The sequence below is a fragment of the Ensifer sp. KUDG1 genome (assembly GCF_050434285.1).
Classification (GTDB): Bacteria; Pseudomonadota; Alphaproteobacteria; order Rhizobiales; family Rhizobiaceae; genus Ensifer.
In genome coordinates, this window is the sequence record NZ_JBNDIG010000001.1 from 606,991 (window position 1) to 625,028 (window position 18,038).

Sequence of the window (18,038 nt, forward strand, 5' to 3'; positions counted from 1 at the left end):
CGTGGCCGCCGCGTTCCCTCGGGCATCGCTTTCCGACGAAAGTCCCACGCAAGATTACCGGCCTAGGTTCGCATCACCAAGCATGGAGCTTTTGATGCAACCGATTCAGCTTTTCGAACTCGCGTCCCGGCAAGCCCAGTGGCTGACCGTTCGCCAGAACGTGGTGGCCGGCAACATCGCCAATGCGAACACGCCGCACTACAAGGCCAAGGACGTCAAGCCGTTCGAAAGCGTTCTGCAGGACGCCGGCATCCAGATGGCGGCGACCAACAAGATGCATTTCACGGACGGCCTCGCAGCCTCTCAGGTGGCTGAAGTCGGCATGGTTGACGGTGTGCAGATCCAGCAATCGGGCAACAGTGTCGCGATCGAGCAGGAAATGATGAAGACCGGCGAAATCAAGCGCGACTACGAGCTCTCCGCGGGCCTCGTAAAGGCCTTTCACCGAATGATGCTAATGGCGGTACGGAAGTAAGAACCATGGATCCATTGACCTCGGCCCTCAAGGTATCGGCCTCCGGCCTGCAGGCGGAATCGACCCGCCTGCGCATCGTCTCCGAAAACATCGCCAATGCCCGCTCCACCGGCGATACGCCGGGCGCGGATCCCTATCGCCGCAAGACCATCAGCTTTGCTGCCGAGGTGGACCGCGCAAGCGGCGCTTCGCTGGTCGAGATCGAGCGCCAGGGAACGGACGATTCCGACTTCAACATCGAGTTCGATCCGGGCAATCCGGCCGCCAACGAAAAGGGCATGGTCAAGCTGCCGAACGTCAACATCCTGGTCGAGATGGCCGATATGCGCGAAGCCAACCGTGCCTATGAGGCGAACCTGCAGACCATCAAGCAGTCCCGCGACCTGATTTCCCAGACAATCGACCTGTTGAGAGCCTCGCAATAATGATCGATGCAGTTAAATCCCTCGGCGCGTTCTCGGTCACCAAAGAGACCGACGGCACCCACTCTACGTCATCCTCGTCGTCGATCTTCGGCATGCCGGCCGCCACACAGGGCGTGCCGCAGGGGCAGAGCTTCGCTTCGGTTCTCGGCGACATGGCGACCGACGCCATCGGCGCGATGAAGAAGGCGGAAGGCATGTCGCTCGACGGCATTCGCGGCCAGGCAAACACCCGTGAGGTGGTCGATGCGGTGATGAGCGCCGAACAGTCGCTGCAGACCGCGATCGCGATCCGCGACAAGGTGGTCACCGCCTACCTCGAAATTGCGCGCATGCAGATCTGAAGGAACGAGACATGAAGGCCCTTTCCATTGCCGCCACCGGCATGAACGCCCAGCAGCTGAACCTCGAAGTCATCGCGAACAACATCGCGAACATCAACACGACGGGTTACAAGCGCGCGCGCGCCGAGTTTTCCGATCTGCTGTACCAGACCGAACGCGCTCAGGGCGTGCCGAACCGCTCCAACCAGGCGATCGTTCCGGAAGGCGCGATCATCGGCCTCGGCGTGCAGACGGCAGCCGTGCGCAATCTTCACATCCAGGGCAGCATGGTTTCGACCGGCAACGAGTACGACCTGGCGCTGATCGGCCGCGGCTGGTTCCAGGTCGAAACGCCCGATGGCGAGACGGTCTATACCCGCGCCGGCGCCTTCAACAAGAATGCCCAGGGCCAGCTCGTAACGATCGACGGCTACACCGTTGTTCCGGGTATCACCGTTCCGCAGGACGCGACCGACATCGTCTTCACCAGCTCCGGCCAGGTGATGGTGCGCATCGGCAACGACCCCGCCATGCAGGAAATCGGCCAGCTGACGATCGCCAACTTCGTCAACGAGGCGGGTCTCGAGCCGCAGGGCGAAAACCTCTTCAAGCAGACGCCGGCCTCCGGCGACGCGATCGTCGGCACGCCGGCCGATCCGGGCTTCGCGCAGATCAAGCAGAAGTATCTCGAAGCGTCCAACGTCGATCCGGTCAAGGAAATCACCGACCTGATCTCGGCGCAGCGCGCCTACGAGATGAACTCCAAGATCATTCAGGCCGCCGACGAAATGGCGGCCACGGTGAGCAAGAACCTCAGGTAACGAAAGAGGGGGCAAACATGACGTTTCGCCGATCCGCAGACATCAAGGCTTCGAAGGCCGGCCGCGCCAGGGCGCGGCGGCTGGCGGCTGGCGCGCTCCTTGCCGCCGCTTTCCTGTTGCCTTCGGCAGGTTATGCGGAACGGCTGACGGCGGTAATCCCCACGCAGACCATCTATCCGGGCGAAACCGTCGATGCGAGCCGCGTCGAAGTCGTCGACGTCACCAACCCTGATCTCGCCGACGGTTACATCAGAACGCTGGGCGAGATCGACGGCAAGGTCACCAAGCGCACGCTTCTTCCCGGCCGGGTGATTCTCGCGAGCGCGCTGCGCGAGCAGTACGCCGTCGAGCGCGGTTCGACCGTGCGCCTCGTCTTTAGCAATGGCGGCCTGACCATCAGCGCTGCCGGATCGCCGCTCCAGGACGCCGCCGTCGGCGAACTGATCCGGGCGCGCAACATCGATACCGGCGTCATCGTTTCCGGAACGGTGATGGCCGACGGCACTGTCCATGTGGTGGCGAAATGAAAATGCTTGCATGCAAATGGTTCCTGTCGCTGGCCGTCGCGTTCTCCATGGCGCTGACGCCTGCCTTCGGCGCATCCAGGATCAAGGACGTCGCCTCGCTTCAGGCCGGTCGTGACAACCAGCTCATCGGATACGGCCTTGTCGTCGGCCTCCAGGGCACGGGCGACAGCCTGCGCTCGTCGCCGTTCACCGACCAGTCGATCCGCGCGATGCTGCAGAATCTCGGCATCTCCACCCAGGGCGGCGAGTCCCGGACGCGCAACGTCGCGGCCGTGCTGGTGACGGCGAACCTGCCGCCTTTCGCCAGCCCCGGCAGCCGCGTCGATGTGACCGTCGGCTCGCTCGGCGACAGCACGTCGCTGCGCGGCGGCACACTGGTCATGACCTCGCTTTCAGGTGCCGACGGCCAGATCTATGCGGTCGCGCAAGGCTCCGTCGTCGTCACCGGCTTCAACGCGCAGGGCGATGCTGCGACCCTCAACCAGGGTGTCACGACGTCTGGTCGCGTGCCGAACGGCGCCATCATCGAGCGCGAGCTGCCGTCGAAGTTCAAGGACGGCTTCAACCTCGTGCTGCAGCTGCGCAATCCTGATTTCTCGACCGCCGTCGGCATGGCCGCAGCGATCAACAAATATGCGGCCCAGCAATATGGCGGTCGCATTGCGGAAGCCCGCGATAGCCAGGCCGTTCTCGTCGAGAAGCCGAAGATGGCGGATCTGGCGCGGCTGATGGCCGACATCGAAAACATCGTCATCGAAACCGACGTGCCCGCGCGCGTCGTCATCAACGAACGCACCGGCACGATCGTCATCGGGCAGGATGTCCGGGTCAACGAGGTGGCCGTCAGTTACGGAACCTTGACCGTGGAAGTCAGCGAGACGCCGACCGTGGTGCAGCCGCTGCCTTTCTCGCGCGGACAGACGGCGATGGAGCCGAACACGACCATCAACGCGCAGTCCGACGGCGGCACGGTGGCGATCCTCAACGGGTCGAGCCTTCGCTCGCTCGTCGCCGGCCTCAACAACATCGGCGTCAAGCCGGACGGCATCATCGCTATCCTGCAGAGCATCAAGACGGCCGGTGCCCTCCAGGCGGAGCTCGTGCTGCAATGACGGCAAACGACAATCATTCTCTTGGCCTGATGCCCAAGCTGCTGCTCGCCGCAGCGGCTGTCGCGTCCATGCTCTCGATGCCCGGCGCCTTCGCCCAGGACGTCACGGCGCCGCCGGCCAGCGACGCGACCCAGAACGAAATCCAGCAGTTCTGCACCAACATCGCCGATGCCGCGCGCGACCAGCGCTATGTGCTGCAGCGCAAGGATCTCGAAACGCTGCAGGCCAGCATCGACGAGCGTATCGCAACGCTCGAAAAGCGCCGCGACGAATACGAAGACTGGCTGAAGCGCCGCAACGATTTCCTGAAACAGGCGGAACTCAACCTCGTCGGCATCTACAAGACGATGAAGCCGGACGCAGCTGCCGGCAAGCTTGAGATGGTGAGGCCCGAAATCGCCGCCGCCATCGTCATGCAGCTGCCGGCGCGCCAGTCGTCGTTGATCCTGAGCGAAATGAGCGACGAGAAGGCGGCGGTTCTCACCAACATCATCTCGAGCGCCAGCGACCCGAACACCTCGAAGGAACCATCATGAAAACGCGTCTAACGGCTATACTGACCGGGGCCGCCCTCCTTGCGGGATGTCAGAACCAGGCGCTCAACGAAATCGGCCGCGCGCCGTCGATGAGCCCGATCGGCAGCGGCCTGCAATATTCGCAGACCCCGCAGCTGGCGATGTACCCGAAGCAGCCGCGCCAGATGACGAACGGCTATTCGTTGTGGAACGACCAGCAGGCGGCCCTCTTCAAGGACGCACGCGCGATCAATGTCGGCGACATCCTGACGGTCGACATCAAGATCAACGAAGGCGCCACCTTCGACAACAAGACCGACCGCAGCCGCAAGAATGCGAGCGGCTTCAACATCGGCGCCAACGGCAAGTCGCAGACGAGCGATTTCGATTGGTCGGGCGAACTGAAATACGGCTCGAACACCAAGACCGAAGGCGACGGCAAGACCGAGCGCTCGGAAAAGCTGCGCCTGCTCGTTGCGGCCGTCGTGACCGGCGTGCTCGAAAACGGCAACCTGTTGATCAGCGGTTCGCAGGAAGTGCGCGTCAACCATGAACTGCGCATCCTGAACGTCGCCGGCATCGTCCGGCCGCGGGACGTCGATGCCGACAACGTCATCTCCTACGACCGCATCGCCGAGGCACGCATCTCCTACGGTGGCCGTGGCCGCCTGACTGAAGTGCAGCAGCCGCCCTACGGCCAGCAGTTCATGGATCTATTTTCGCCGATCTGATCGGCAGGGAACGGCAAGATGGAAGAACTCGATTCCAACGCTCCGAAGCCTCCGTCGAAGGTGTTGACCATTGCGGCCATCGCCGTGCTGACGCTGGTTGCCGGTGGCGGCGGCTGGCTGGTCGGCGGCCTGCTCGCGCCACCGCCGCCGAAGGAGCAGGTGGAAGCAGCCAAGGAGCCGGCCGCCAATGCGACCGGCGAAGAGGGGCTGCCGAAGGTCGCGATCGAAGCGAACGGCGTTGTCCAGCTCGACCCGATCACCACGAACCTTGCCTATCCCTCGGAAAACTGGATCCGCCTGGAAGTGGCGCTGCAGTTCGACGGCGTGCCCGACCCGAAACTGGCCGAGCAGATCCACCAGGATATCGCCGCCTACCTGAAAACCGTCTCCCTGCAGCAGATCCAGGGACCGCGCGGCTTTCAATATCTCCGGGATGACATCCAGGAGCGGGTTGACCTGCGCTCCGATGGGCGCGTAACCAATGTGATGTTCAGAACCTTCGTCATCCAATGATTCGATAAATGGTCCGGCTAGTCGCCTTTATAGTTGCCATGATGGCGATGTCCGGTATTGCCGGCGCCCAGAGCTTCCCCTCTGATATCCTGAATACGCCTGTCGACGGCTCTGCCGCCTCGTGGATCATCCGCACTTTCGGTCTTCTGACCGTGCTATCGGTGGCCCCCGGCATCCTGATCATGGTCACCAGCTTTCCGCGCTTCGTGATCGCCTTTGCGATCCTGCGCACCGGCATGGGCCTGGCAACGACGCCATCCAACATGATCATGGTTTCGCTGGCGCTGTTCATGACCTTCTATGTCATGGGGCCGACCTTCGATCGCGCCTGGCGGGACGGCATCGACCCGCTGATGAAGAACCAGATCACCGAGACGGAAGCGATCCCCCGGATCACCGAGCCGTTCCGCGACTTCATGCTCGCCAATACGCGCGACAAGGACCTGCAGCTCTTCATCGACATCGCCAAGGAAAAGGGCCAGACGGTCGTCGTCGACGATAAAGTCGACCTGCGCGCCGTCGTGCCGGCCTTCATGATCTCGGAAATTCGCCGCGGCTTCGAAATCGGCTTCCTGATCATGCTGCCGTTTCTGGTGATCGACCTGATCGTCGCCACCATCACCATGGCCATGGGCATGATGATGCTGCCGCCGACGGCGATCTCGCTGCCGTTCAAGATTCTCTTCTTCGTCTTGATCGACGGCTGGAACCTGCTCGTCGGCAGCCTGGTGCGCTCCTTCAGTTGAGCCTGCCGCGCAAACCTGCGCGGCGCGGTAACGACAGATCAAAAGCTCAAAGTGAGGACGCGGATGCGAAAGACCGCGATGCGCTCACCTTTTGGCGCATGGCGCTCCAGATCATTCGCGTCATCAAGGGTCGCAATCTTCGAAACGGGACAACAAAAAAAGGCAGCGCCGTAGCGCTGCCTTTTGTCTTTTTAGGAATTGTCGTCGTTCAGCGTTCGAACGACCCGCTGCGCGGCGGCAACGCCGGAACGTCGATGTGATCGGGCGCAAGTCCGCGCTTGGCGCGATCGGCCATCATTTCGTAGCCCGTTTCCAGGTGCTGGCAGAAACGTTCCGCGTCGAACAGCGGCATCCGGAACCGGTTCTCGTCCAGCCTCTTCCGATAGTCGGCGATCTTGTCACGGTTGTTGTAGAGCGCGACAGCTTCCTTGACGTAGTCCTCCGGTCCGGCGGCCACGAGCTCCGGCACGCCGATGGCGTTCAGCAGGCTCTCGCTCACGCGTGAAGCGAAATTAGTGCCTTTGAAGGAAAGCACCGGCAGGCCTGCCCAGAGCTGCTCGGATGTGGTCGTGTGGCCGTTATAGGGATAGGTGTCGAGGCCGAGATCGGCCAGCGGAACGCGGTCGACGTGGTTCTGGTAGGCGAGCTTGCCGCAGATGACGATGCGCTTGGTATCGATGCCGGCGCTCTTGAACTTGGCCAGCAGATTTGTACGTGCGTCCGCCCTGTCGCACAGCACCCACAGCAGGCTTCCTGGCGTCTGGCGGAGGATGTCGACCCAGAGGTTGACCGTCTGAAGCGAGATCTTGCGGTTTGCGTTGAAGGAGGCAAACACGAATGCATCTTCGGGAAGGCCGACATTCTGTCGCGACATCGCCCGTGGGCGCGCGCGCTCGTAGGGATCGTTGGGCTGGTAGGTCTCCGGCAGACGGCAGTACTTTTCATAGTAATACGCCTTGCTGCTGTCCGGAAGCACGCACGGGTCGCCGATGATGTAGTCGAGATCGACGTTGACCGTCGTGCCTGGGAAGCCCAGCCAGCCGACCTGCACGGGAGCTGCCGCCCGGTTGAAGATAGAGACCCGGCTTTCGAGCGTGTGCCCCTTCAGGTCGACGAGAATGTCGATGTTTTCCTGGCGAATGACGTGCGCGGCCTCGTCGTCGGAGAGGTCGCCGATCTCGACGATCCTGCCCCATTTTGCGCGTATGTCCTGGTCGCGCGTCGCAAGCGCGCTCTTGGTATGGCAGAAGAGGGTGACATCGAAGCGCGTCTTGTCGTGCGCCATCAACACCGCCTTCAGCAGCTTCATCGTCGCATGGTCGTCCCAGAAATCGGCGGAAACATAGCCGATGCGGATACGCTCGCCCCAGCTGTGCGGCGCGGCGCGGCGGACTTCCGTCAGGCTGCTCGGGAACGGGTTGAGCTGAGCGCCGGCGACACGGTTGAAGCTTTCGTCGCCGCACCAGGTCGCATGGTAGTAGGGCGCTTCAGCCGCAAGAATTTCGGTCTGCCCGGCTTTCAGCGCCCTCTGGATGTCGCGTTCGTGCTTCTCGACCTCGGCATAGTCGTTGGCTTCGCGCGCATAGACGAGGTGGGCCGACCGCAACGTGGTGTTCTTCGGGTTGTTGCGGAAGAGGTTGGCCAGCGCGTCACGATCTTGCAGGTCGTTGATCTCGGCGGTCAAAAGCTTGAAGGCAAGCGCATTATGCAGGCGGTTGGTGCTCAGCGTCAGCGGCGCCTTGAAAAGCCCCAGGATTTCCTTTTCGCCGCGCTTGAGGAAGATCGAGGCGATGATGAAGGCGATCTCGGCGTCCGTCTTGGCCTTCTCCAGAAGCGGCAGTCCGATGCTCAACGCCTCGTCCTCCTGCCCGTTTGCGAAGTAGAGCTTCATGGCGTCGGTGAGGTAATCCTCCGCCCGCGAGCCGCCGGCTTCACCGGCGAGCTGGTAGGCGCGGGCCGCCTCAGCCTTGAAGCCAAGTTTCACAAGCACCTTCGCCAGAAGCACGTAGGTCTTGGTGTCGCGGTTGATCCCCATCAGCACATTCAGCTGGTTGAGCGCGTCCGTGTACTGCCCCTTCTGGTATTGCCGGGAGGCGGTCGAAAAGATGGCTTGGGCGTTCACTAAGAGCTCCGTCGAAGAGGCGCGGCGATCGGCGCCGGCTTGCTAGTCCTTGTTCGAAGGCGAGTTTACTTGGGGGAGCTTGCCTCAGGCAGGAGCGAACGACCGTTGGACACATCTATGCCGGCGGCGGTGGGATTGTGCCCCGTGCATCCGGGACACCATTAAAGTCTTGTTAAGTATAAGTTATCTCGGACCAAGTCGCCTTGGGCATTTAATCAATTCGCAAGCTTTGGACGCGATAGTCCCTTTCACATGACGGGTTTGGTTTCTTCCGAGATAGTTGGAACCGAGTGGCATGAAGCCGATCCGCCATCACCGGGAAGTCCGGTATGTCCCCTAAATCGTCTAAAGTAATCAAGGGACACTCTAATGACGAGCATCATCACCAATTCTTCCGCCATGGGCGCACTCGCCACCCTGCGTTCGATCAACTCCTCGATGGAAACCACCCAGGAGCGTATTTCGTCGGGTCTGCGCGTCGGCACCGCGGCTGACAACGCTGCTTACTGGTCGATCGCGACCACCATGCGTTCGGACAACAAGGCCCTCTCGGCCGTTCAGGACGCCCTCGGCCTCGGCGCTGCCAAGACCGACGTTGCTTCGTCGGCCATGGAAAACTCCAAGGACGTCGTCGACGAAATCAAGAAGAAGCTGGTAACCGCCAGCGAGCCGGGCGTTGACAAGAGCAAGATCCAGAAGGAAATCAAGGAGCTGCAGAACCAGCTCGTGAGCATTGCCAAGTCGGCTTCCTTCTCGGGCGAAAACTGGGTTTACACCGACCCGAACAACGCTGCTGGCACGAAGTCGGTCGTTGGTTCGTTCAACCGCGACGCCAAGGGCAATGTCAGCCTGACGACGCTGCAGTACGACACCAACAAGAGCTCGCTCATCGAAGTGAACGCTTCTGGCGCCAACGTCACGAACGGCACGGGCCTGCTTTCCAGCAACATCTCGTACTCGGACGCAACCGGTGCAACCGTAGCTCTGTCCTTCAGCGTTCTGTCGCTCGACATCACCAACATGACGACCGGCGCTCTGTCGCAGGCTCTCTCGGGTGTTGACTCGGTCCTGACGCAGATGACCGACGCTGCCGCTGACCTCGGTGCGCTCAACAGCCGTATCGACCTGCAGAAGGGCTTCGTCGAAAACCTCTCGGACTCGATCGAGAAGGGCGTTGGCCGCCTCGTCGACGCCGACATGAACGAGGAATCGACCCGCCTGAAGGCTCTGCAGACGCAGCAGCAGCTCGGCATCCAGGCACTGTCGATCGCCAACTCGAACTCGCAGAACATCCTGTCGCTGTTCCGTTAATCGACGGGCTGAAGGGGGCGGGCCACGGCCCGCACCCGAAGCAAGATACGAAACCGCGCCTCGCAAGAGGCGCGGTTTTTCTTTGTCGCCAATGCACTGATAAAACTTCGAAAAGTTTCTCCGGGTTTTAGGGTTCGTTAACCACGATGGTGTTTGTTGTAACCATCGAAACGACGGGTTGACCCGAACAGATTAGAGCGTCAGCAGGCATGAGGCTGACCGTCGTTTCCCGGTAATCCCGGAATGTCCCTTTCCATTTCATCTTTGCCAACAAGGGGCACTCAGCCATGACGAGCATTCTCACCAACTCTTCCGCCATGGGCGCACTCGCTACCCTGCGTTCGATCAACTCCTCGATGGAAACCACCCAGGAGCGCATCTCCTCGGGCCTGCGCGTCGGTACCGCGGCTGACAACGCTGCTTACTGGTCGATCGCGACCACCATGCGTTCGGACAACAAGTCGCTCGAAGCCGTTCAGGACGCCCTCGGCCTCGGCGCTGCCAAGACCGACGTTGCTTCGTCGGCCATGGAAAACTCCAAGGACGTCGTCGACGAAATCAAGAAGAAGCTGGTTGCCGCCAGCGAGCCGGGCGTTGACAAGAGCAAGATCCAGAAGGAAATCAAGGAACTGCAGAACCAGCTCCTGAGCATTGCCAAGTCGGCTTCCTTCTCCGGCGAAAACTGGGTCTACACCGACCCGAACAACGCTGCTGGAACGAAGTCGATTGTCGGTTCGTTCAACCGCGACGCCAAGGGCAATGTCAGCCTGACGACGCTGCAGTACGACACCAACAAGAGCTCGCTCATCGAAGTGAACGCTTCTGGTGCCAACGTCACGAACGGCACGGGCCTGCTTTCCAGCAACATCTCGTACTCAGACACAACCGGTGCGACCGTAGCACTCGCCTACAGCGTCATGACGCTCGACATCACCAACATGACGACCGGCGCTCTGTCGCAGGCTCTCTCGGGTGTTGACTCGGTCCTGACGCAGATGACGGACGCAGCTGCCGACCTCGGTGCGCTCAACAGCCGTATCGACCTGCAGAAGGGCTTCGTCGAAAACCTTTCGGACTCGATCGAGAAGGGCGTTGGCCGCCTCGTCGACGCCGACATGAACGAGGAATCGACCCGCCTGAAGGCTCTGCAGACGCAGCAGCAGCTCGGCATCCAGGCACTCACGATCGCCAACACCAACTCGCAGAACATCCTGTCGCTGTTCCGTTAATCGATCGACCGAACCTGACGGGCGATCCTCGCCCGTCACCTCGAAAAGAAGCCGCACATCCCCCGTGGATCGTGCGGCTTTTTCGTTTTGCGCTCCGGTGTGCCATGGCCGCCAGGCGTCGCCGGCGTCCGTTCCAAGCGAACCGCGCCCACCTTAACGTTTCGTCCATCTTCCCTTATTTTTGTTCACCTTTGTTACTGACTTCCTAACGGTGTTAACCATTTGTTAACTATGAGATCGTTACATATTCGTTAAGAGCGAAGGGTCGCCTCGAGGGCAAAACAGGGGCGATTCGCATGATGCCAGTCCCATCGCTGCCGGTAACACTCCGGAATGTCCTTATGAATTCAATCGGGACAGGTGACCAATGACCAGCATCATGACCAACACCGCCGCCATGGCGGCTCTCCAGACTTTGCGTTCGATCAACTCCGACATGGCCGAAGTCCAGGACCGCATCTCCTCGGGCTATCGCGTGCAGACAGCCGCGGACAACGCCGCCTATTGGTCGATCGCGACCACCATGCGCTCCGACAACGCGGCGCTCTCCACCGTTCAGGACGCCCTCGGCCTCGGCGCCGCCAAGATCGACACGGCCTATGCGGCGATGAATTCCTCGATCGAGGTCGTCAGCGCGATCAAGAGCAAGCTCGTCGCGGCGAGCGAGCCGGGCGTCGACAAGCTGAAGATCGACAAGGAAATCTCCGAGCTCAAGAACCAGCTCATCTCGGCCGCACAGTCCGCATCGTTCTCCAGTGAAAACTGGCTCTACAACGCCGCGACGGCCCCCGTCGGCACCAAGTCGGTTGTCGCCTCGTTCAACCGTGACGCCAACGGCAACGTGTCGGTCACCACGCTCGACTTCGACACCTCGCAGTCGATGCTGATCGACAAGCAGAATGCGAGCCGCGGCATCCTGACCCGGAACTACGACGCGTCCCAGCTCACCTCTCCTCCCGGCACGGCAGGCGCACGCCTGTACCACCTGATCGGCGCGCCGGCGACGACGCCGATCGGCACGACGGCGGAAATCAAGCTGACCGCATCGACGACGCCTGCCGAAATGTCCGACATGATCAGCGTCGTCGAACGTATCCTCAACCAGTTGACGGATGCCGGCTCCACGCTCGGCGCCATCACCAAGCGCATCGAGCTGCAGGAAGGCTTCATCGCCAACCTGATGGATACGATCGACAAGGGCGTCGGTCGTCTCGTCGATGCCGACATGAACGAGGAATCGACGCGGCTGAAGGCGCTGCAGACGCAGCAGCAACTGGGCATCCAGGCGCTCTCGATCGCCAACACCAATTCCGAGAACATCCTGCGCCTGTTCCAGCAGTAAGGCGCGGCGGCGGACAGCGGCCCGAAGCGGCCGCCGGTCTGCCAAACTGAGCCCATCTCCCCGATGTGGGTGACGGCACTTTGAGTTCTGCCACGTCGTCGGTCACGGCACCCGGTGGAAACTGTTGGACCGCGCTAATTGCCCTGGCGCGGTCCAACACATTCATTTTCGCACAAGTTTGACCGAATAGCCTTCCCTCGCAGTCCTGTCGGATGACTGCCGGCCAAAATGACCTTTGCGCCGTCGCCTGCATCGGATCGTTCCGGGACCAACCGACCCCGGATCACGCCGATGTACGTCAAGAATGCTGGGTTCGCCGTATCCGACGGTCGGGCCCGAGGGAGACATGTCAGCAGTGCCAGGAGCAATGGAAGTCCGCGCCAGGGAGCGCCGCCTCTCAAGCAGATGGGGATCGCCGCATTGCCGCAGGTCCGCTGCAGGGGGCCGGCCATGAGTGCAATGCTCTCCCGCTATCTCAAGGACTTCAGCGCGCCGAAAGTCGAGCTGTCGCTGATGCCGCCGAAATATTTCCCTGATCTGGATGCCGACTTTGCCGATGGCGAACGCCTCGGCGCGAGACCCGCCATGCCGGAAATCGATATCGATGCGGAGCGCCGGAGAGCCTTTGCCGAAGGGCGGGCCGAGGCGACCGCGGAACTCGTGTTTGAACACGAAAAGCAGATTGCCGAACTCCAGGCGGCGCACGCGGCCGAACTCGAGGCGCTGACGCGGCGCTTCGAGGAGGAAACCGCGAACCGTCTGGCGCAGCGCATCGACGAAATGACCGAAGGGCTTGCTGTCGCACTCGGCGATCAGACCGCTCGCGTGCTTGCACCGGTCATGGGCGATGCCCTCATGCAGCGCGCCGTTGCCGATATGGCGCAGATGTTGCGCCAGGGCCTTGTGGCCGGCGAAGGCTGCACCATCGTCGTCAAGGGCCCGGCGTCTCTTTTCGAGGCGCTGAAACGCCAGCTCGGAGAAGACATGCCATCCTTGCGGCACGTCGAATCCGACGATGTCGATCTCGCCGTCGAGATGGATGGCACCATCCTCGTGACGCGCATGGCCGCCTGGGCCGATACAGTTCGGAAAGTTCTCGCATGAGCGACGAAAACCACCACAACGGCAAGCACGAGATCATCATCGTCAAGCGCCACAGCGGCAGCCATGACGGTCACCATGGCGGCTCCTGGAAGATCGCCTATGCCGACTTCATGACCGCCATGATGGCCTTCTTTCTCGTGATGTGGCTGATCAATGCCGCCAACGAAGAGACGAAGGCGGCGATCGCTTCCTATTTCAACCCGGTGCAATTGACCGACCAGAAGCCGGCCGAACGTGGCTTGAAGGACCCGGCCAAGGATGCGCAGGGCGAAGAAACGCAGCAGCGTTCGAAGGTCGATGGCGAGCAGGACAAGTCCGGTGGCTCGGCCAAGACCGGCGATCAGCTGACGGCGACGTCGGGCGAAGAGACGAAGTATTCCGACGCTGACTTCTTCGAAAACCCCTATTCGGTGCTTTCCGAAATCGCGCGCGAGGTCGGCCAGCAGGCCAACATCAGCGTCAAGGGTGAGGGCGGTGCGGCCCAGTCCGGCCCGGCCACCGGCGCCGATGGCGGCGAGGCCTATCGTGACCCGTTCGACCCGGACTTCTGGACAAAGCAGGTCGAAGTGAAGGACGCCGGCAACACGGCTGAAACCGTCGCTGCCCTTGCCGACAAGTCGACGGAGCCCGCAGGTGCGACGCCGACTGTCAAGAAGTCCGAGGCGGACGCGTCGGAACAGACGCCCGACGCGGCCAACAAACAGGCCGGTGACGGCAAGGACACGAATACAGGCGCTGGCAAGGACACGGCGGATGCCGCGGCCGGCGAAAAGCCGAAAGCCGAAACTGCCGAGGCCGACGCCAAGGCGCAGGCGGCCGAACTCCAGGCCGAGCTGAAGAAGCAGCTTGCCGGCGAGGCGGGCCAGCTGGCCGAGGGACTTGTCGTGACGCCTGCTGAAGGCGGCCTGATGGTGACGATCAGCGAGCGCACCGATGCGCAGATGTTTTCCATCGGCTCGGCCGTGCCGCAAAAGGAGCTGGTGCTGGCGATGGAAAAGATCGGCCATCTCCTGGCCGAGCGTCCAGGTGCGGTTGCGATCCGCGGCCATACCGACGGCCGCCCCTTCAAGGATGGCACCTATGACAACTGGCGCCTCTCCGCCGCCCGCGCCCAGAGTGCCTATTACATGCTCGTTCGCGGCGGCCTGAAGGAAGATCGCGTCAGCCAGATCAGCGGCTTCGCCGACCGGCGGCTGCAGATCCCCGGCGATCCCTACGCCCCGGGCAACCGGCGCATCGAGATCCTCCTGCAATCGGCTCCGGGTTAACCGCCATGCTGAGACGCCTGCGAACCGCTCTGATGGCCTGCTGCGTGCTGGCGACCCCGTTTGCAACAGGGGCTGCCAGGGCGAACGATATCGAGGAGCTCGCACCCTTCAAGATGATCCGGTCGCTGCAATATGTGCAGGACTCGGTCGTCCTTGGCGACCATTCGGCGATCGAAATGCAGCGCTTCATGCTGGGCGCGATCGACAAGCGCCTGCGTGCGGCCGATGCGACTGTCTTCCGAGATCCGCGCAACGTCGATGCGGCGCTGGTCTATGCGATGAGCGGCGGCAATCCGGAGACGTTGAAGTACCTAGCTGATCACGACGTGGCGGGGAACTTCGATTCCCGCGTCACCGACGCGCTGACGCAATATCTGAACGGCAAGGGCGGCCTGATCGTTGAGAACCTGTCCAAGGCCGCGCCTGAATACCGCAGCGCCCGCATCGGCCCCTATCTCTACCTCATCCTCGGCAATGCGACGTCGCAGCAGGATCCGGTGGGCGCGATGAAGTACTACGACTGGGCCCGTCTCGCGGCCCCGGGTACGATCATCGAAGAGGCCGCCCTGCGCCGCTCGGTCTTCCTTGCGGTTCAGGCGGGCGACGCGGACAAGGGCTTCCGCTACGCGCTAACCTATGCCCGCCGTTACCTGACGTCCCCCTATGCCAGCCAGTTCGCGGATGTCTTCGTCGAACTTGCCGTTGCCCATTTCGATGGCGAAGCGCAGGGGCGGATCTCGGAGATCCTCGGTTTCATGGATGCGCCGCGCCAGCGCGAAGTCTTCCTTCGCGTCGCTCGACGCGCGGCGATCGCCGGCAAGCAGGAGCTTGCGAAGCTCGCCTCTGAGCGCGCCGAGGCGCTGGGCGCTGACGGTGCGGCGCAGCCGAAACTGCTCGCCAGCTTCTATGCCGGATTGGCTTCGGTGCCCTCCAACGACGTCTTCGCCGCGACGGCGAGCCTGGCGGCTATTTCAGACGCGGAGCTTTCGCCGCGCGACCGCGCCCTGCGCGACGCCGCAAAGGCGGTTGCGGACGCCGTCGTTCGGCCACCTGCCGGTGAAAGCCTCACGCAAGCGTTTGCGTCTAAACCCGATAGACCGGTTGAAGCGAATGCGTCGGCCGCAAGCGAGGAAACTGGCAGCGGTATGAGCCCCTTTGGAAGCGGGCAGACCCCGGCGGTAGCGCCGACGACCGTGGCTGCATCCGGCGCTGACGAGGTGGCGGACCCGGAGCACGATGGCTTCGTGGCGAAAGGACGATCGAAGATCGACGAGATCGACGCTCTCCTCAAGGGAGATGACAAATGAGGGCTGAGGACACTCTGCGCATGCCTCCGGCGCCTGTCGGCACGGGAAGCGGACGAACGGGCGGTAAGGAACAGGCCGGTGGTGCATCGGTTGGCGCGTTTGAAGATGCCGTGGCCAATGCGGGGCGACAGAAAAACAACGATCAGCCGGGTTCAGGCAAGGGTGGCAACGACGCCGCTGCCGGCAGCGACGCGGAGGCGGGAGCCTTGATCGACAAGGACAATATTGCCAAGACCGCAGGCAGGGCCGCGACACGCAGCATCAGCCTCGGTCGCAACGAACAGTTTGACGAGCACGCGCTGCGCGACCATTTCCAGATGGCCGAGCGCGGTGTCGGCGGCAAACGTGCCGTCGACAAGGCCGATCCGGCCAAGACGGCTGCCGTGTCCGACGATCTGGCGCAAGTGGTGGCTGATGACGAACTCGCCGAGCGCATCGCTGCGCTGACGAAGGGCGTCGGCAAGGCGTCGGCAGATCGCACCGCGGTCGATAGCGACGCCAACGCTGGCGGCGAGGGTGCAGAAGCCAAGCAGACAAAGACGGCGATGGACGATCTGCTGACGCTGCTCGGCGGCGCCCAGACGGCACAGCCTCAGGGACAGACGGCGGCCGCGCGTCAGGCCGCGGACGGCCAGATTGAAGCTGCAGTGCCGGTTGCCGGTGGCAGCGAGCATAGCGCGAAAGCCGAGGCACAGGCAGGCGAGAGCGATCCCGATCGGCTCTTCCGTTTCGCCCGGGCCGACGGCAAGGGACAGGCCGTTTCCATGAGCCTTTCGAAGGACGGTGACGCGGCGTTCGACGCCGCCCGTTCGCAGGGCTCCGCCAAGGTCGAGAACGTCACCGTGCTCGAGGCACGGCGTTATCTCGGCATCTCGATGAGCCCGAACACCAGCGCCGTGGCAGACGCCATCGCTGGCGAGGCCACCAGTTCCCTGCAGCCAAGTGCTGCCCTCGCTCAGCCGGGTGCGTGGACGCAGGCCGGCAAGACGCTCAACACCCTGAAGATCCAGCTTCACCCGATCGAGCTTGGCCTCGTCACGGCCACGCTGCGCCTGAAGGACGACGAGCTGCAGGTCGAACTCAAGGTCGAGACCGGCGACGCCTTCCGGCAGTTGCGCGACGACCAGAACGATCTGGTCAAGGCGCTGCGCGCTCAGGGCTTTGCGGTCGACCAGGTGAACATCGTGTTCAACTCCAGCGGCGACACGTCGTCGGGCGGCGGCTCGCAAGCCCAGGCCCAGGCACAAGCCGGGCAACAGGGCCGAGATCGCGCCGATGGCAACGGCCAGGGACGACAGCAGCGACAGGACGACAGCCAGTCTTCGGCGGCGGAAAGGTGGGTTGGCAATGGCGGGACGGACGATGCGGCTGCCGGCACTGAGCGCTCTCGTACTGGTCACGTCTACATGTAGTGCTTTTGCGAGCGCAGACGCCGGCGTCTGCGAGCGTGAGATCATCAGCGCGGCGGCAAAGTACAATATCCCGGCCGGGATCCTCTATTCGGTCGGGCTGACCGAAACCGGCCGCAAGGGATCGCTTCAACCCTACGCGATGAACATCGAGGGCAAGGCCTATTTCGGCAGCAGCGAACAGGACGTTCTGACCCAGTTCGGCAACGCGCGGGCACAGGGCGCCAAGCTCATCGATCTCGGCTGCATGCAGATCAACTATTACTTCCATGGCGAGCATTTCAGCTCGCCGCAGGAGATGCTTGACCCGCAGAAGAATGTCGAATATGCCGCACGCTTCCTGGCCAATCTCCATGCGAGGCACGAGACCTGGACGATGGCCGTTGCGCGGTATCACGCGGGCCCGAACAACGACCCGGCGCAGAAGAAATATGTCTGCCGGGTGATCGCGAATCTCGTCGCGACCGGCTACGGCAACTGGACGCCGAACGCCACGCAGTTTTGCCAATAAGCAACCAATAATTGTATTAGCATCCGGTTTGCCGCATTGTGGCGACAATGCGCGGACAATGTGACCGCAAGCGATTTGTCGTAGTCCGTTAACTTTTCCACATTATTTTAGTGTCGCTTCGAGGTAGGTGCCACTAGATATAGATCAAATCGGCGAAACATGGTTAATCAATTATTAATTCCTCCCAGTAACTTCCTCTAGTTGTTCATGAATCCCTCGATTCGTACCTCTCAATCAGTGCGGAGCCATA

The 18,038-nt window shown here is 62.2% G+C and carries 20 protein-coding genes; 19 read left to right on the forward strand and 1 reads right to left on the reverse strand.

What is annotated here, in order from left to right:
• The first annotated feature begins 94 nt into the window (after nt 1-94).
• The 11 genes from flgB to M2267_RS03070 are packed head-to-tail and all read left to right on the forward strand — an operon-like array spanning nt 95 to nt 6,445.
• Nucleotides 95-475, forward strand: a complete 381-nt coding sequence (flgB, locus tag M2267_RS03020) for a flagellar basal body rod protein FlgB (protein WP_034797574.1) — start codon at nt 95-97, stop codon at nt 473-475.
• Between the two features lie 5 nt (nt 476-480).
• Nucleotides 481-900, forward strand: a complete 420-nt coding sequence (gene flgC, locus M2267_RS03025; protein ID WP_034796910.1) for a flagellar basal body rod protein FlgC — start codon at nt 481-483, stop codon at nt 898-900.
• Entirely contained in the window at nt 900-1,241 is a 342-nt protein-coding gene (locus M2267_RS03030; protein ID WP_043613027.1) for a flagellar hook-basal body complex protein FliE, read from the forward strand. The genes flgC and M2267_RS03030 overlap by 1 nt, the downstream gene beginning before the upstream one ends.
• An 11-nt stretch (nt 1,242-1,252) precedes the next feature.
• The gene (gene flgG, locus M2267_RS03035) at nt 1,253-2,041 is read left to right on the forward strand and encodes a flagellar basal-body rod protein FlgG (RefSeq protein WP_034796905.1); all 789 of its coding nucleotides are present in this window, start codon (nt 1,253-1,255) and stop codon (nt 2,039-2,041) included.
• A gap of 17 nt (nt 2,042-2,058) precedes the next feature.
• A complete protein-coding gene (flgA, locus tag M2267_RS03040) occupies nt 2,059-2,568 on the forward strand; it encodes a flagellar basal body P-ring formation chaperone FlgA (RefSeq protein ID WP_052201629.1) in 510 nt (169 codons plus the stop codon).
• Complete coding sequence (locus tag M2267_RS03045) at nt 2,565-3,680, forward strand: flagellar basal body P-ring protein FlgI (RefSeq protein WP_043613025.1); 1,116 nt, start codon at nt 2,565-2,567, stop codon at nt 3,678-3,680. The genes flgA and M2267_RS03045 overlap by 4 nt, the downstream gene beginning before the upstream one ends.
• A complete protein-coding gene (locus M2267_RS03050) occupies nt 3,677-4,216 on the forward strand; it encodes a MotE family protein (protein WP_429112390.1) in 540 nt (179 codons plus the stop codon). Before M2267_RS03045 ends, M2267_RS03050 begins: the two co-directional genes overlap by 4 nt.
• The gene (gene flgH / locus M2267_RS03055; RefSeq protein ID WP_043613021.1) at nt 4,213-4,926 is read left to right on the forward strand and encodes a flagellar basal body L-ring protein FlgH; all 714 of its coding nucleotides are present in this window, start codon (nt 4,213-4,215) and stop codon (nt 4,924-4,926) included. Before M2267_RS03050 ends, flgH begins: the two co-directional genes overlap by 4 nt.
• Nucleotides 4,927-4,944: 18 nt before the next feature.
• Nucleotides 4,945-5,439: a flagellar basal body-associated FliL family protein gene (locus M2267_RS03060; protein WP_043613019.1), complete on the forward strand. Its 495-nt coding sequence runs from the start codon at nt 4,945-4,947 to the stop codon at nt 5,437-5,439.
• 8 nt (nt 5,440-5,447) lie between these two features.
• Nucleotides 5,448-6,185, forward strand: coding sequence for a flagellar type III secretion system pore protein FliP (gene fliP, locus M2267_RS03065; RefSeq protein WP_043613015.1), 738 nt, complete (start codon nt 5,448-5,450; stop codon nt 6,183-6,185).
• Nucleotides 6,182-6,445, forward strand: coding sequence for a hypothetical protein (locus M2267_RS03070; RefSeq protein WP_429112393.1), 264 nt, complete (start codon nt 6,182-6,184; stop codon nt 6,443-6,445). Before fliP ends, M2267_RS03070 begins: the two co-directional genes overlap by 4 nt.
• Here the strand turns inward: M2267_RS03070 and M2267_RS03075 are convergent.
• Complete coding sequence (locus M2267_RS03075; protein WP_429112396.1) at nt 6,394-8,307, reverse strand: glycosyl transferase; 1,914 nt, start codon at nt 8,305-8,307, stop codon at nt 6,394-6,396. The two genes, M2267_RS03070 and M2267_RS03075, sit on opposite strands and share 52 nt — an antisense overlap.
• A gap of 369 nt (nt 8,308-8,676) precedes the next feature.
• Between M2267_RS03075 and M2267_RS03080 the strand changes: the two genes are divergently transcribed.
• From M2267_RS03080 to M2267_RS03115, 8 genes are all read left to right on the forward strand, one after another.
• The gene (locus M2267_RS03080; protein WP_402323336.1) at nt 8,677-9,618 is read left to right on the forward strand and encodes a flagellin; all 942 of its coding nucleotides are present in this window, start codon (nt 8,677-8,679) and stop codon (nt 9,616-9,618) included.
• A gap of 287 nt (nt 9,619-9,905) precedes the next feature.
• Nucleotides 9,906-10,847 carry a flagellin gene (locus tag M2267_RS03085; protein WP_402323335.1) on the forward strand — a complete coding sequence of 314 codons (942 nt, stop codon included), beginning with the start codon at nt 9,906-9,908 and terminating at the stop codon, nt 10,845-10,847.
• 367 nt (nt 10,848-11,214) lie between these two features.
• The gene (locus tag M2267_RS03090; RefSeq protein WP_043624928.1) at nt 11,215-12,189 is read left to right on the forward strand and encodes a flagellin; all 975 of its coding nucleotides are present in this window, start codon (nt 11,215-11,217) and stop codon (nt 12,187-12,189) included.
• Nucleotides 12,190-12,639: 450 nt separating this feature from the next.
• Nucleotides 12,640-13,293, forward strand: a complete 654-nt coding sequence (locus tag M2267_RS03095) for a hypothetical protein (protein ID WP_429112399.1) — start codon at nt 12,640-12,642, stop codon at nt 13,291-13,293.
• Nucleotides 13,290-14,561: a MotB family protein gene (locus M2267_RS03100; RefSeq protein WP_429112402.1), complete on the forward strand. Its 1,272-nt coding sequence runs from the start codon at nt 13,290-13,292 to the stop codon at nt 14,559-14,561. Before M2267_RS03095 ends, M2267_RS03100 begins: the two co-directional genes overlap by 4 nt.
• A gap of 5 nt (nt 14,562-14,566) precedes the next feature.
• Nucleotides 14,567-15,868: a chemotaxis protein MotC gene (motC, locus tag M2267_RS03105; RefSeq protein ID WP_429112404.1), complete on the forward strand. Its 1,302-nt coding sequence runs from the start codon at nt 14,567-14,569 to the stop codon at nt 15,866-15,868.
• Nucleotides 15,865-17,280: a flagellar hook-length control protein FliK gene (locus tag M2267_RS03110; RefSeq protein WP_429112407.1), complete on the forward strand. Its 1,416-nt coding sequence runs from the start codon at nt 15,865-15,867 to the stop codon at nt 17,278-17,280. The genes motC and M2267_RS03110 overlap by 4 nt, the downstream gene beginning before the upstream one ends.
• Complete coding sequence (locus M2267_RS03115) at nt 17,231-17,788, forward strand: transglycosylase SLT domain-containing protein (RefSeq protein WP_429113030.1); 558 nt, start codon at nt 17,231-17,233, stop codon at nt 17,786-17,788. The genes M2267_RS03110 and M2267_RS03115 overlap by 50 nt, the downstream gene beginning before the upstream one ends.
• Nucleotides 17,789-18,038: the final 250 nt, after the last annotated feature.